14 protein-coding genes and 2 tRNA genes are annotated in these 12,618 nt (G+C 61.5%); 12 read left to right on the forward strand and 4 right to left on the reverse strand.

The window, feature by feature from the left end:
* Positions 1-49: 49 nt before the first annotated feature.
* Positions 50-319: a hypothetical protein gene (locus PHLH3_RS10025; RefSeq protein WP_111263782.1), complete on the reverse strand. Its 270-nt coding sequence runs from the start codon at positions 317-319 to the stop codon at positions 50-52.
* Between the two features lie 336 nt (positions 320-655).
* Here PHLH3_RS10025 and PHLH3_RS10030 point away from each other — a divergent pair, with 336 nt between their 5' ends.
* The gene (locus PHLH3_RS10030; protein WP_244863006.1) at positions 656-1,288 is read left to right on the forward strand and encodes a PA2778 family cysteine peptidase; all 633 of its coding nucleotides are present in this window, start codon (positions 656-658) and stop codon (positions 1,286-1,288) included.
* A 314-nt stretch (positions 1,289-1,602) separates the two neighbouring features.
* On the opposite strand, the gene PHLH3_RS10035 is transcribed toward PHLH3_RS10030, so the two are convergent.
* Positions 1,603-2,886, reverse strand: coding sequence for an FAD-binding oxidoreductase (locus tag PHLH3_RS10035; protein WP_173178428.1), 1,284 nt, complete (start codon positions 2,884-2,886; stop codon positions 1,603-1,605).
* Between the two features lie 183 nt (positions 2,887-3,069).
* On the opposite strand from PHLH3_RS10035, the gene PHLH3_RS10040 reads away from it, so the two are divergent.
* Positions 3,070-3,146, forward strand: a tRNA-Val gene (locus PHLH3_RS10040).
* Between the two features lie 233 nt (positions 3,147-3,379).
* Positions 3,380-3,775: a hypothetical protein gene (locus PHLH3_RS10045; protein WP_213629076.1), complete on the forward strand. Its 396-nt coding sequence runs from the start codon at positions 3,380-3,382 to the stop codon at positions 3,773-3,775.
* A gap of 97 nt (positions 3,776-3,872) precedes the next feature.
* Here the strand turns inward: PHLH3_RS10045 and PHLH3_RS10050 are convergent, their stop codons facing one another.
* Positions 3,873-4,025, reverse strand: coding sequence for a hypothetical protein (locus tag PHLH3_RS10050; RefSeq protein WP_178083011.1), 153 nt, complete (start codon positions 4,023-4,025; stop codon positions 3,873-3,875).
* A gap of 170 nt (positions 4,026-4,195) precedes the next feature.
* Positions 4,196-4,357, reverse strand: coding sequence for a hypothetical protein (locus PHLH3_RS10055; protein WP_173178431.1), 162 nt, complete (start codon positions 4,355-4,357; stop codon positions 4,196-4,198).
* A 496-nt stretch (positions 4,358-4,853) separates the two neighbouring features.
* On the opposite strand from PHLH3_RS10055, the gene thrS reads away from it, so the two are divergent.
* The 9 genes from thrS to PHLH3_RS10100 all read left to right on the forward strand — a co-directional run bounded on the left by thrS (position 4,854) and on the right by PHLH3_RS10100 (position 12,448).
* On the forward strand, positions 4,854-6,776 hold the full coding sequence (gene thrS / locus PHLH3_RS10060; protein ID WP_111263786.1) for a threonine--tRNA ligase: 1,923 nt from the start codon (positions 4,854-4,856) through the stop codon (positions 6,774-6,776).
* Positions 6,776-7,327 (forward strand): translation initiation factor IF-3, encoded by a 552-nt coding sequence (gene infC / locus PHLH3_RS10065; RefSeq protein WP_173178453.1) that lies wholly within the window; start codon positions 6,776-6,778, stop codon positions 7,325-7,327. Before thrS ends, infC begins: the two co-directional genes overlap by 1 nt.
* 61 nt (positions 7,328-7,388) lie before the next feature.
* Positions 7,389-7,583 carry a 50S ribosomal protein L35 gene (gene rpmI / locus PHLH3_RS10070; RefSeq protein ID WP_021701550.1) on the forward strand — a complete coding sequence of 65 codons (195 nt, stop codon included), beginning with the start codon at positions 7,389-7,391 and terminating at the stop codon, positions 7,581-7,583.
* 28 nt (positions 7,584-7,611) lie between these two features.
* Complete coding sequence (rplT, locus tag PHLH3_RS10075) at positions 7,612-7,968, forward strand: 50S ribosomal protein L20 (protein ID WP_004422590.1); 357 nt, start codon at positions 7,612-7,614, stop codon at positions 7,966-7,968.
* Between the two features lie 94 nt (positions 7,969-8,062).
* Positions 8,063-9,079, forward strand: coding sequence for a phenylalanine--tRNA ligase subunit alpha (pheS, locus tag PHLH3_RS10080; protein WP_111263788.1), 1,017 nt, complete (start codon positions 8,063-8,065; stop codon positions 9,077-9,079).
* 187 nt (positions 9,080-9,266) lie between these two features.
* Complete coding sequence (gene pheT / locus PHLH3_RS10085) at positions 9,267-11,645, forward strand: phenylalanine--tRNA ligase subunit beta (RefSeq protein WP_213629077.1); 2,379 nt, start codon at positions 9,267-9,269, stop codon at positions 11,643-11,645.
* 3 nt (positions 11,646-11,648) lie between these two features.
* Positions 11,649-11,951 carry an integration host factor subunit alpha gene (gene ihfA, locus PHLH3_RS10090; protein WP_003282572.1) on the forward strand — a complete coding sequence of 101 codons (303 nt, stop codon included), beginning with the start codon at positions 11,649-11,651 and terminating at the stop codon, positions 11,949-11,951.
* Positions 11,932-12,288: a MerR family transcriptional regulator gene (locus PHLH3_RS10095; RefSeq protein WP_111263790.1), complete on the forward strand. Its 357-nt coding sequence runs from the start codon at positions 11,932-11,934 to the stop codon at positions 12,286-12,288. The genes ihfA and PHLH3_RS10095 overlap by 20 nt, the downstream gene beginning before the upstream one ends.
* Before the next feature lie 83 nt (positions 12,289-12,371).
* Positions 12,372-12,448, forward strand: a tRNA-Pro gene (locus tag PHLH3_RS10100).
* Positions 12,449-12,618 lie beyond the last annotated feature (170 nt).

Here is a 12,618-nt window from a genome sequence, read left to right on the forward strand (position 1 = left end):
GGCAGCCGGGAAGCTGCCCGCCGCGCAGTGGGCACAGCGCTGGAAGGTGTTACTCGGGCATTTTCCAGGGGTCGAGGCTGTAGCCCTTGCGGCTCAGCTCCTCGCGGGACTGCTTGAGGATGCTGGCCAGTTGTTGGGGGTCGCAGTAGGTGCTGCTGGCGATTTTCGAGCGGCCCAGCAGGCGCGTGCTGGTGCGGTCGATGACGCTGAGGCTGAGCTCGCCGTTGCCATCCTGAGGGGCCCAGGCCACGCACTGGAAGGGTTGGAAGGCGCGGCCGGCGATGATCAGGGCTTCGTTGACGCGAAGTGTTGCGTTCATGGGGTGGGTCTCTCCGTATTGTGCCCAACGAGGTCGACGGGGGCGGTCGTATCGACCGTTGCCTGCCGTCGTGGATATGGATGGCGAAACCTGACCAGGAAGTCACAGCGGGTCGTGAATAAATAACTATTTGTCGCGGCAATGAATGGAATGGCGATAACGCTCTCGAAAAAGCGTCATTTCCGTGCGCTCGACGGCCCGGCTCGGGTATACAGATGCGCCGTGTACCGGGCCATCCGCGCCGGTATGATCCCTTCCATGTCCGCCATGCACCTGTGAACCATCGGGGTAGATGCAGTGCCTATTCGCCGTAACCGATCCCTTGCCGGCTGTGCCGTGCTCGCGTTTTCCATCCTGCTGGCGGCCTGTTCCGCCCAGCCCACCTCGCCGGGGCTGCGTGGCCTGCCCGAGGCGGTTGAGCTGAGCAACGTACCGTTCTTCGCCCAGCACGCCTACCAGAGCGCGCCGGCGGCGCTGGCAGCGCTCTTCACCCAGCAGGGGGAGACGGTGACGCCGGGCATGGTGGAGAAGGAATTGCGGCTGCCGGAACGCGAGGAGGGTCTGCAAGGGAACCTGGCCGATGTGGTGCACCGCCACGGGCTGCTGGTCTACCCGCTGGGCGACCAGGTGGAGGACCTGCTGGTGCAGGTGGCGGCGGGCAATCCGGTGCTGGTGCACCTGCGTCAGGGCTATGGCTGGCTGCCGTCCTGGCGATATGCGCTGGTGGTGGGCTATGACCGCCACAAGCAGGTGTTGCTGCTGCGGGCCGGCGGTGAGCGGCGCCTGCCGATAGGCTTCTCGGAGTTCGAGTCGGACTGGGAGGGGGCGGGCCACTGGGCGGTGCTGCTGCAGGCGCCGAACCAGTTGCCTGCCGAAGCGGACATGGCGCGCTGGAAGCAGGCGGCCGACGCCCTGGCGGGTGCCGGCCAGGCCGATGCGGCGAATATCGCCAGGAAGCAGCTGCGTTGAATGCCCGCACAGGGCTTCTGCCCCAGTAAAAATCCACGCTCGTGGAACCTGGACTTGCGTTGGCCCCCAAGTAAGAAGGGGCCAGCCAGACTTCGGAGTTTGGATGAAGGGTGTGCCACGCGCCTGGAGAGCCTGCCGGAAGCACCGTGCGGCGGTGCGCACGGCACGCCCCACAGCATGTGTTCATCCAGCGGGGCCCTCAATTCAAATCGTCACAGGCAGAGCCGATGACTCGTGACCGCGCCCCGGGGACGTGGTTTCCCGCGTTCCAATGAAAAACGGCGCCCGAGGGCGCCGTTTTCATGTCGCGAGGATCAGATCCCCAGCTTGTCACGCAGGCTGTAGTACCAGGCACCGATGGCGCTGAACGGGACCTGGAACAGACGGCCGCCCGGGAAGGGGTAGTGCGGCAGGCTGGCGAAGGCGTCGAAGCGTTCCGCCTGGCCGCGCAGGGCTTCGGCCAGGACCTTGCCTGCCAGGTGGGTGTAGGTGACGCCGTGGCCGCTGCAGCCCTGGGAGTAATAGATGTTGTCGCCGATGCGGCCGACCTGGGGCAGGCGCGAGAGGGTCAGCAGGAAGTTGCCGGTCCAGGCGTAGTCGATCTTCACGTCCTTGAGCTGCGGGAAGGTCTTGAGCATCTTCGGGCGGATGATCGCCTCGATGTTCGCCGGGTCACGCGCGCCGTAGACCACGCCACCGCCATAGATCAGGCGGCGGTCGCCGGAGAGGCGGTAGTAGTCCAGCAGGTAGTTGCAGTCCTCGACGCAGTAGTCCTGCGGCAACAGGCTCTTGGCCATTTCTTCCGACAGCGGTTCGGTGGTGATGACCTGGGTGCCGCAGGGCATGGACTTGGATGCCAGTTCGGGCAGCAGGTTGCCCAGGTAGGCGTTGCCGGCCACCACCACGAACTTGGCCTTCACCCGGCCTTTCGGGGTGTGCACGACCGGGTTGGCGCCACGCTCGACGCGGATGGCGGGGGATTGTTCATGGATGATGCCGCCGAGGGATTCCACCGCTGCCGCCTCGCCGAGGGCCAGGTTCAGCGGGTGGATGTGGCCGCCGCTCATGTCGAGCATGCCGCCGATGTAGTTCTCGGTCGATGCGACTTCACGGATGCGCTTGGCGTCCAGCAGTTCCAGCTGGGTATGGCCGTAGCGTTCCCACAGCTTCTTCTGGGCTTCCAGGTGGCCCATCTGCTTGGGCGTGATGGCAGCGAACACACCACCGTCCTTGAGGTCGCACTGGATGTCGTACTTGGCGATGCGCTCGCGGATGATGCGGCCACCCTCGAACGCCATCTGGCCGAGCAGTTGGGCGTCCTTCGGATTGGTGGTGCGCTCGATCACGTCGATGTCGCGGCTATAGCTGTTGACGATCTGGCCGCCGTTGCGACCGGACGCACCGAAGCCGACCTTGGCCGCCTCGACGATGGTGACCTTGAAGCCGTTCTCCAGCAGGAAGAGTGCGGTGGACAGGCCGGTGTAGCCGGCGCCGATGATGCAGATGTCGGTCTCGGTCTCGCCGACCAGCTCCGGGCGCTGCGGTACCGGATTGGCCGATGCTGCGTAATAGGATTGGGGGTAGGGAGTGTGCGTCATCTTGAATCTCTGTTTTTTATTTTTTACGGATGGCGTGATGCTACCCGAGTTGAAAATGGCCGGCTAGGGGCTGTGCAAGATATTTAACGCAGCGTCGAACAACAAAAACTTCACTTTTTCAGTCAGTTAGCGAAAAAAGTTGTTGACGCCGAAATGCATCGCTGTAGAATGCGCACCCATCGAAGGCACATAGCTCAGTTGGTTAGAGCACCACCTTGACATGGTGGGGGTCGTTGGTTCGAGTCCAATTGTGCCTACCAAATCGAAGCCGCTCAGGCGGTGCAAAGAAGGCGATCCGAAAGGGTCGCCTTTTTTGTTGCCCGCAAAAAATCCAAGCATGCGGCAGGGTGCAAGCACTGCCTCCCACTCCCTTCCGCTGCTCCTCCTCGCGCCGCCAGATGTCCATATATCGGAAACATGCTGCCGCTTCGCTTGGTTATGTCTGTGCGCTATCTAATCTTCATGGGCATTCACCAGCGAGGAGGCGGGTGCCATGGGGAATCGAGTCGGGTTCGTGCGCCGGGCGGCAATGGCGGCTGCCGGGGCGTTGCTGTTCTCGTCGGGTGGAGTCGCCCAGGCGGGTGATATTGGTTTCGGAGTCGGTGTCAGCTATGTCTTCGGCGGCGGCGTTGCGGCAGGGATAAAGGCATTCGGCGATGACGAGGACGCTATCGCGGTTGGCTCGGTCGGGCTCGACTATCTATTCGCCTCGTCTGCCTTTCGGCCAAACATAGGGATGACCTACCAGGGCGAGGGGTATTTCAGTGGCGGTGATGTCGGCTACAACCTCATCACTGAACGGGTGGATTTTGCTGCGGGAGCAGGTTGGGCGGATGAGGATGATGCCCATGCCCTGTTCGCGTCGGAGGAGCCTGTCTTCCTTCCGTGATGCGTGCTCGGTCCGGCGCGGTTCCGATGGATAAAAGAATGGGAGCAGTGCGGTATGCCCGCGCTGTCGAGGATGTGGTGCGATGCGGTCGCTGGGTTCAGATATCGGCGATGAGCATGCCGTGCATTACACGGTAGAGGCCGTCGTTGATCCTGATTGTCAGTGGCTCCCGGCCGATGATTCGTGCCCCTTCCTTGAGCAGTTCATCGATGTGCGCACGCAATGCATGAAAGTTCCGTTGTTCCTTCACGGATTGGTCTCCCCTGGAGAAGATGCGAGCAGAATAGCAGTAGCTGTGACAGGGCTCGTATTCTGAAATTCCGTTGCGCTTCGAAGGTTTCAACTATCGCGTGGAAGCATGGTGCGGAGATGGGCGCCAGTCATGGCAGAGGGAGTGCCGGGCGTAACGCCCGGACTCGATCAGGCGGCTGCGGAGTGGCTGATCAGCATCCCGCAGTTGACGCGATACAGATGGCCGCTGACCTTCAGGGTCAAAGGGTCGCGGCTGATAATGCGGGCTCCGTCCCTGAGCAGCTCATCGATGTGGGCGCGAAGAGCAAGGAAAGTACGTTGTTCCTTCATCGTATGACTCCTTGGTCGATTTATTCGGCGGAGCATATCAGCGCAACTGTGAACTGATATGGATTCTTGTGTGATTGTTGTCACATTTCGATGATGGCAATTGAATGTCAGTTCCGGGTCGGGGCTCGTCCTGGCAGTAGGTCATGGGGCGGCGGTCGATGAGTGTCGTGTCGAAGTCATGTCGCTTGCTTCTAAGCCACTGATTCTTTTGTGCTAAAGTGCCGCCCTTCGCGGTTCTTCCTGCTCCTTCCGTGTTCTTCGCGTCGCCAGCGCCAGTCGTCCTGCCTATATAAAGGCGTGCCGCTCGCGTCCACGCTTGTCACTGTCACGTGTTTCTGGAAGCATCCGCGGTTCTCGACACCTCCAGTGACCCTGGTTCGGCTCGGTTGGCCTTCGGGCTCTGCCATCGTGTGGCAGGCATACCACCGGATCAATTACTGGCTCATCCCAACCCATGTGGCCTTTGGTAGAGGTCACCACTAGGAGAGGAGGCGCCATGCCCATCATTACTCTTCCCGACGGCAGTCAGCGTTCGTTCGATCACCCCGTGTCCGTGCTCGAGGTGGCGCAATCCATTGGCGCCGGCCTGGCCAAGGCCACCGTCGCTGGCAAGGTCGACGGCAAGCTCGTCGATGCCTGTGACCTGATCGAAAACGACGCGACCCTGCAGATCATCACCCCCAAGGACGAGGCTGGAGTCGAGATCATTCGTCACTCCTGCGCTCACCTGGTCGGCCATGCCGTCAAGCAGCTCTATCCGACCGCCCGCATGGTGATCGGCCCGGTCATCGATGAAGGCTTCTATTACGACATCGCCTTCGAGCGTCCCTTCACGCCCGAGGATATGGCCGCCATCGAAAAGCGCATGGCCGAGCTGATCGACAAGGATTACGACGTCATCAAGAAGGTCACCCCGCGCGCCGAGGTGATCGAAGTGTTCAAGGCCCGTGGCGAGGACTACAAGCTGCGCCTGGTCGAGGACATGCCGGATGAGAAGGCCATGGGCCTGTACTTCCATGAGGAGTACGTGGACATGTGCCGGGGCCCGCATGTGCCCAACACCCGCTTCCTGAAAGCGTTCAAGCTCACCAAGATTTCCGGCGCCTACTGGCGCGGCGACTCGAAGAACGAGCAGCTGCAGCGTGTCTATGGCACTGCCTGGGCCGATAAAAAGCAGCTGGCCGCCTATGTCCAGCGCATCGAAGAGGCCGAGAAGCGCGATCATCGCCGCATCGGCAAGCAGCTCGACCTGTTCCACCTCCAGGAAGAAGCCCCGGGCATGGTGTTCTGGCATCCCAACGGCTGGACCCTGTACCAGGTGCTGGAGCAGTACATGCGCCAGGTGCAGCGCGAGCATGGCTACGTTGAGGTGCGCACGCCCCAGGTCGTGGATCGTATCCTCTGGGAGCGCTCGGGCCACTGGTCCAACTACGCCGAGAACATGTTCACCACGGCTTCCGAAAGCCGCGACTACGCCGTCAAGCCGATGAACTGCCCGTGCCACGTGCAGATCTTCAACCAGGGCCTGAAGTCCTATCGCGACCTGCCGCTGCGCCTGGCCGAGTTCGGTGCCTGCCACCGCAACGAGCCGTCCGGTGCCCTGCACGGCATCATGCGCGTGCGTGGCTTCACCCAGGACGACGCCCACATCTTCTGCACCGAAGAACAGGTGAAGAAAGAGGCGGCCGATTTCATCAAGCTGACCCTGCAGGTGTATGCGGACTTCGGCTTCAGCGATATTTCGATGAAATTGTCGACTCGCCCGGCCAAGCGCGTGGGATCCGACGAGCTGTGGGATCGCGCCGAAGGTGCCCTCGCGGACGCCCTGAACGAGTCCGGCCTGGCCTGGGAATACCAGCCGGGGGAGGGCGCTTTCTACGGTCCGAAGATCGAGTTCACCCTCAAGGACTGCCTCGGCCGTAACTGGCAGTGCGGCACCCTGCAGTACGATCCGAACCTTCCGGAGCGTCTGGATGCCAGCTATATCGCCGAAGATAACAGCCGTACGCGCCCGGTGATGTTGCACCGTGCAATCCTCGGCTCCTTCGAGCGCTTCATCGGCATGCTCATCGAGCACTATGCGGGCCTGTTCCCGGCGTGGCTCGCTCCGACCCAGGCGGTGATCATGAATATCACCGACAAGCAGGCCGATTTTGCCCTCGAAGTGGAAAAAACCCTCAACCAAAGCGGGTTCCGTGCCAAGTCCGACTTGAGAAACGAAAAAATCGGCTTTAAAATCCGCGAGCATACTTTGCTCAAGGTTCCCTATCTCCTGGTTATTGGAGATCGGGAGGTTGAGACACGATCCGTTGCTGTGCGAACCCGTGAAGGCGTCGATCTGGGCTCCATGCCCCTCGACCAATTCGTCACTACGCTTGCGCAGGCGGTTTCCCGGCGTGGTCGCCAAGAATTGGAGTAATCATTATTAAGCGTGAAATGAGACAAGATAAACGAGCTGCACCCAAGGCCCCGATTAACGAGAATATCTCGGCTCGAGAGGTGCGACTGATTGGTGCAGACGGCCAGCAAATTGGCGTCGTCTCGATTGATGAAGCGCTTCGCGCTGCTGAAGAAGCAAAGCTGGATCTGGTGGAGATTTCCGCTGATGCAGTGCCGCCCGTCTGCCGAATCATGGACTACGGCAAGCACCTGTTCGAGAAGAAGAAGCAGGCTGCTGCGGCGAAGAAGAATCAGCACCAGCAACAGATCAAAGAAATCAAGTTTCGTCCAGGGACGGAAGAAGGGGATTACCAGGTAAAACTACGCAACCTGGTACGTTTCCTTAATGAGGGAGACAAGGCCAAGGTATCGCTTCGATTCCGTGGTCGTGAGATGGCTCACCAGGAGCTGGGCATGGAGCTGTTGAAGCGGGTCGAAGCCGACCTCGCCGAACTCGGCACCGTTGAACAGCATCCTAAGCTGGAAGGACGCCAGCTGATGATGGTCATCGCTCCCAAAAAGAAAAAGTAACCACCAGGGCACTGGCAGGCCTTGCGGTTATGCGTAATCACTCAATGCGGAGTATCCGAACATGCCAAAGATGAAAACCAAGAGCGGTGCAGCCAAGCGTTTCCTCAAAACCGCTGCTGGCTACAAGCACAAACACGCTTTCAAGAGCCACATCCTGACCAAGATGTCCACCAAGCGTAAGCGTCAACTTCGCGGTAGCGAACTGATGCATCCGTCGGACAAGGCAAAAGTCGAGCGCATGCTGCGCGTTCGTTAATCGGTCAAGATTCTAGAGGAAATTACTCATGGCTCGTGTAAAGCGCGGCGTCATCGCTCGCAAGCGTCACAAAAAGATTCTGAAACTCGCCAAAGGCTACTACGGCGCACGCAGCCGCGTGTTCCGCGTTGCCAAGCAGGCGGTGATCAAGGCTGGCCAATACGCCTACCGTGACCGTCGTCAGCGCAAACGTCAGTTCCGCGCTCTGTGGATCGCTCGTATCAACGCTGGCGCTCGTCTGAACGGTCTGTCCTACAGCCGTCTGATCGCTGGCCTGAAAAAAGCGGCCATCGAGATCGATCGTAAGGTTCTGGCCGATCTGGCAGTGAACGAAAAAGCGGCGTTTGCTGCGATTGTCGAGAAAGCGAAAGCCGTACTGGCTTAAGTCCCCGACAATCACCGGGCCATCCCGGTGCTGAACGTCACCAATAGGGGAAGAGCCTTGCGCTCTTCCCCTATTTCGTATCTGGAGTCTGTACATGGAAAATCTGGATGCGCTGGTCTCTCAAGCGCTTGAGGCAGTGCAACAAACCGAAGACGTGAACGCCCTCGAGCAGATTCGCGTCCATTACCTTGGCAAGAAAGGCGAACTGACTCAGGTGATGAAGACCCTGGGCGACTTGCCGGCCGAGGAACGCCCCAAAGTCGGCGCGCTGATCAATACCGCCAAAGAGCGCGTTCAGGATGCCCTGAATTCCCGCAAGGACTCGCTTGAGCAGGCCGCCCTCGGCGCCAAGCTCGCGGCCGAGCGTATCGACGTTACCCTGCCTGGTCGTGGCCAGGTCTCCGGCGGCCTGCATCCGGTCACCCGCACCCTGGAGCGCGTCGAGCAGTTCTTCACCCATATCGGCTACGGCATCGCCGAAGGCCCCGAGGTCGAAGACGACTACCACAACTTCGAAGCGCTCAACATCCCAGGCCATCACCCGGCCCGCGCGATGCATGACACCTTCTACTTCAACGCCAACATGCTGCTGCGTACCCACACCTCGCCGGTCCAGGTGCGCACCATGGAATCCCAGCAACCGCCGATCCGCATCGTCTGCCCGGGTCGTGTCTATCGTTGCGACTCGGATATCACCCACTCGCCGATGTTCCACCAGGTCGAAGGCCTGCTGGTCGACGAGGGCATCAGCTTCGCCGACCTCAAGGGCACCATCGAGGAATTCCTCCGCGTGTTCTTCGAGAAGGACCTGGGCGTGCGCTTCCGTCCCTCATTCTTCCCCTTCACCGAGCCTTCGGCCGAAGTCGACATGCAATGCGTCATGTGCTCCGGCAAAGGCTGCCGCGTGTGCAAGCAGACCGGCTGGCTGGAAGTGATGGGCTGCGGCATGGTGCACCCCAACGTGCTGCGCATGTCCGGCATCGACCCGGAGAAATACCAGGGCTTCGCCTTCGGCATGGGTGTCGAGCGTCTGGCCATGCTCCGTTATGGCGTCAACGACTTGCGTCTGTTCTTCGATAACGACCTGCGGTTCCTCGCGCAATTCCGCTAGGCCCGCCGTCAGAAACGCGACCCTTGCCCGCATGGGCGTCGCGCAGTTCAGTTGAGTGACCCCCGCCCATGCGGGGTGGCGTTGACCAGGCCCGCCATCGGGCTTTCCGTCACCCCCGCGATGCGGGCCCGCTGAGCCGCCGACCACCGATGCACGCAAGGCCGAAACGAATCCTTAGGAGAGCTGGATGAAATTCAGTGAACAGTGGCTGCGGAGCTGGGTAAGCCCGCAGGTATCCCGCGACGAGCTGGTGGCCCGTCTGTCGATGGCCGGCCTGGAAGTGGACAGCGTCACCCCCGTTGCCGGCGCCTTCAGCGGCGTGGTGGTGGGCGAGGTGCTGAGCACCGAGCAGCACCCCGACGCCGACAAGCTGCGCGTATGCCAGGTGAGCAACGGCAGCGAGACCTTCCAGGTCGTGTGCGGCGCCCCCAACGTACGCCCCGGCCTGAAGATCCCCTTCGCCATGATCGGCGCCGAGCTGCCGGGCGACTTCAAGATCAAGAAAGCCAAGCTGCGCGGCGTCGAATCCTTCGGCATGCTCTGCTCGGCCAACGAACTGCAGATCAGCGAAGACCACGGCGGCCTCATGGAGCTCGCCGCCGATGCGCCGGTGGGTGAAGACTTCCGCCGCTACCTGGAGCTGGACGACGTCGTCATCGAACTGGGCCTCACCCCCAACCGTGGCGACTGCCTCAACCTCTCCGGCCTCGCCCGCGAAGTCGGCGCGCTGTACGACGCCCCGGTCACCCGCCTGGCCATCGCCCCGGTCGCTCCGGCCCACGACGAAGTGCGCCCGGTCGAAGTCCTCGCGCCCAAGGCTTGCCCGCGCTACCTCGGCCGCGTCGTGCGTAACGTCGACCTTTCCAAGCCCACCCCGCTGTGGATGGTCGAGCGCCTGCGTCGTGCCGACGTACGCAGCATCGACGCCGCCGTCGACATCACCAACTACGTGATGCTCGAACTCGGCCAGCCCATGCACGCCTTCGACCTCGCCGAAATCAACGGCGGCATCCGCGTGCGCATGGCGGAGGAGGGCGAGAAGCTCGTCCTGCTCGACGGCCAGGAAGTCAGCCTGCGTGCCGACACCCTCGTCATCGCCGACCACACCCGTGCCCTGGCCATCGCTGGCGTGATGGGTGGCGAGCACAGCGGTGTGAGCGACAAGACCCGTGACCTGTTCCTCGAAGCCGCCTTCTTCGACACCATCGCCGTGGCCGGCAAGGCCCGTTCCTATGGCCTGCACACCGACTCCTCGCACCGCTTCGAGCGGGGCGTGGACTGGCAACTCGCCCGCGAAGCCATGGAGCGCGCCACTGCGCTGCTGCTGGAAATCGTCGGTGGCGAAGCCGGCCCCATCATCGAGAGCGTGAGCGAAGCCGACCTGCCGAGCATCGCCCCCATCACCCTGCGCGCCGAGCGCATCGCCCAGATGCTGGGCATGGAGATGGACGCCGCCGAAGTCGAGCGCCTGCTCACCGCGCTGGGCCTGGGCGTCACCTCCGTCGGCCAGGGCCAGTGGAAGGTGGAAGTCCCCAGCCACCGCTTCGACATCAGCCTGGAAGTGGACCTGATCGAAGAGCTCGGCCGCCTCTACGGCTACAACCGCCTGCCGGTTCGCTACCCGCAAGCGCGCCTGGCGCCCAAGGCCCGTGCCGAATCCGCCGTCGAACTGCCGGCCCTGCGTCGCCTGCTGGTTGCCCGTGGCTACCAGGAAGCGATCACCTACAGCTTCATCGATCCCAAGCTGTTCGAGCTGTTCAACCCCGGCGTGCAGCCGCTCATGCTGGCCAACCCCATCTCCGCCGACATGGCTGCCATGCGCTCCTCCCTGTGGCCGGGCCTGGTCAAGGCGCTGCAGCACAACCTCAACCGCCAGCAGAGCCGCGTCCGCCTGTTCGAAAGCGGCCTGCGTTTCGTCGGCCAACTGGAAGGGCTCAAGCAGGAAGCCATGCTCGCCGGCGTCGTCTGCGGCAAACGCCTGCCCGAAGCCTGGGCCCACGGCCGTGACGGCGTGGACTTCTATGACGTGAAGGCCGATGTCGAAGCGCTGCTCGGCGCCGCCGGCGCGCTGGATGACTTCGACTTCGTACCCGGCGAACACAATGCCCTGCACCCGGGCCAGACCGCCCGCATCGAGCGCGACGGCCAGCTGGTCGGCTACCTCGGCGCCATCCACCCGGAGCTGGCCAAGGCCCTGGACCTGGATCAGCCGGTCTACCTGTTCGAACTGGTACTGGCCGAAGTCATGCGTGGTCGCCTGCCCAAGTTCCGCGAGCTTTCGCGCTTCCCCGAAGTGCGTCGCGACCTGGCCCTGCTGGTTGATCGTGAAGTGGCCGCCGAGGCCGTACTCGACACCATCCGCGAGGCGGCAGGCGAGTGGTTGACGGACCTCAGGCTATTTGACGTCTATCACGGTAAAGGCATTGATCCGCTTAGAAAAAGCCTGGCCGTCGGCTTGACCTGGCAGCATCCATCGCGCACTCTTAACGACGATGAGGTGAACACCACAACGCAAAACATCGTCACCTCGCTGGAAGAAAGGTTCAACGCCACGTTAAGGAAGTAGCGTATGGGGGCTCTGACGAAAGCTGAGATGGCTGAACGTCTGTACGAAGAGCTTGGCCTGAATAAACGGGAAGCCAAGGAACTGGTGGAGCTGTTTTTCGAGGAAATCCGTCAGGCGCTGGAGCATAACGAGCAGGTGAAGTTGTCGGGTTTCGGCAACTTCGATCTGCGGGATAAGCGTCAGCGTCCGGGGCGTAACCCGAAGACAGGAGAGGAAATCCCGATCACGGCTCGCCGTGTCGTGACGTTCCGTCCGGGGCAGAAACTGAAAGCCAGAGTCGAAGCTTATGCTGGAACCAAGTCATAACGACGAATTGCCGACGATACCCGGCAAGCGTTACTTCACCATTGGCGAGGTCAGCGAGCTCTGCGCAGTCAAGCCCCACGTGCTGCGTTACTGGGAGCAGGAATTTCCCCAGCTCAACCCGGTAAAGCGGCGCGGCAACCGGCGCTACTACCAGCGCCAGGATGTGCTAATGATTCGGCAGATCCGGGCGCTGCTTTACGATCAGGGCTTTACCATCGGCGGGGCGCGCCAGCGTCTCTCCGGCGACGAAGCGAAGGACGACACCACCCAATACAAGCAGCTCATCCGGCAGATGATCGCCGAGCTTGAAGACGTCCTCCTGGTTCTGCGTAAGTAAAAAAACCTGAAAAAAACCTTCCACAATTCAAAAGCTTAAAGTATAGTTCGCTCCGTTCCGCAAAGCGGGGCAAGCAACAAAGTCGGGGCGTAGCGCAGCCTGGTAGCGCACTTGCATGGGGTGCAAGGGGTCGAGTGTTCGAATCACTCCGTCCCGACCAAAAAACCCTAGAAAATCCAGTCACTTAGCGGTGACTGGATTTTTTTATGGGCGCATTTTTTATCTCAGGCCCTAGAGAGTACTTGTGGTGACCGTTTGGTGACCGTTTGTGCTGGGCTTGGTTCTTTAACCTGGGGTACCCCTCAAGTAATCGGCCAAAAGCGGACGTCC

The sequence above is a fragment of the Pseudomonas sp. Pc102 genome (assembly GCF_018408275.1).
Lineage (GTDB): Bacteria > Pseudomonadota > Gammaproteobacteria > Pseudomonadales > Pseudomonadaceae > Metapseudomonas > Metapseudomonas tohonis.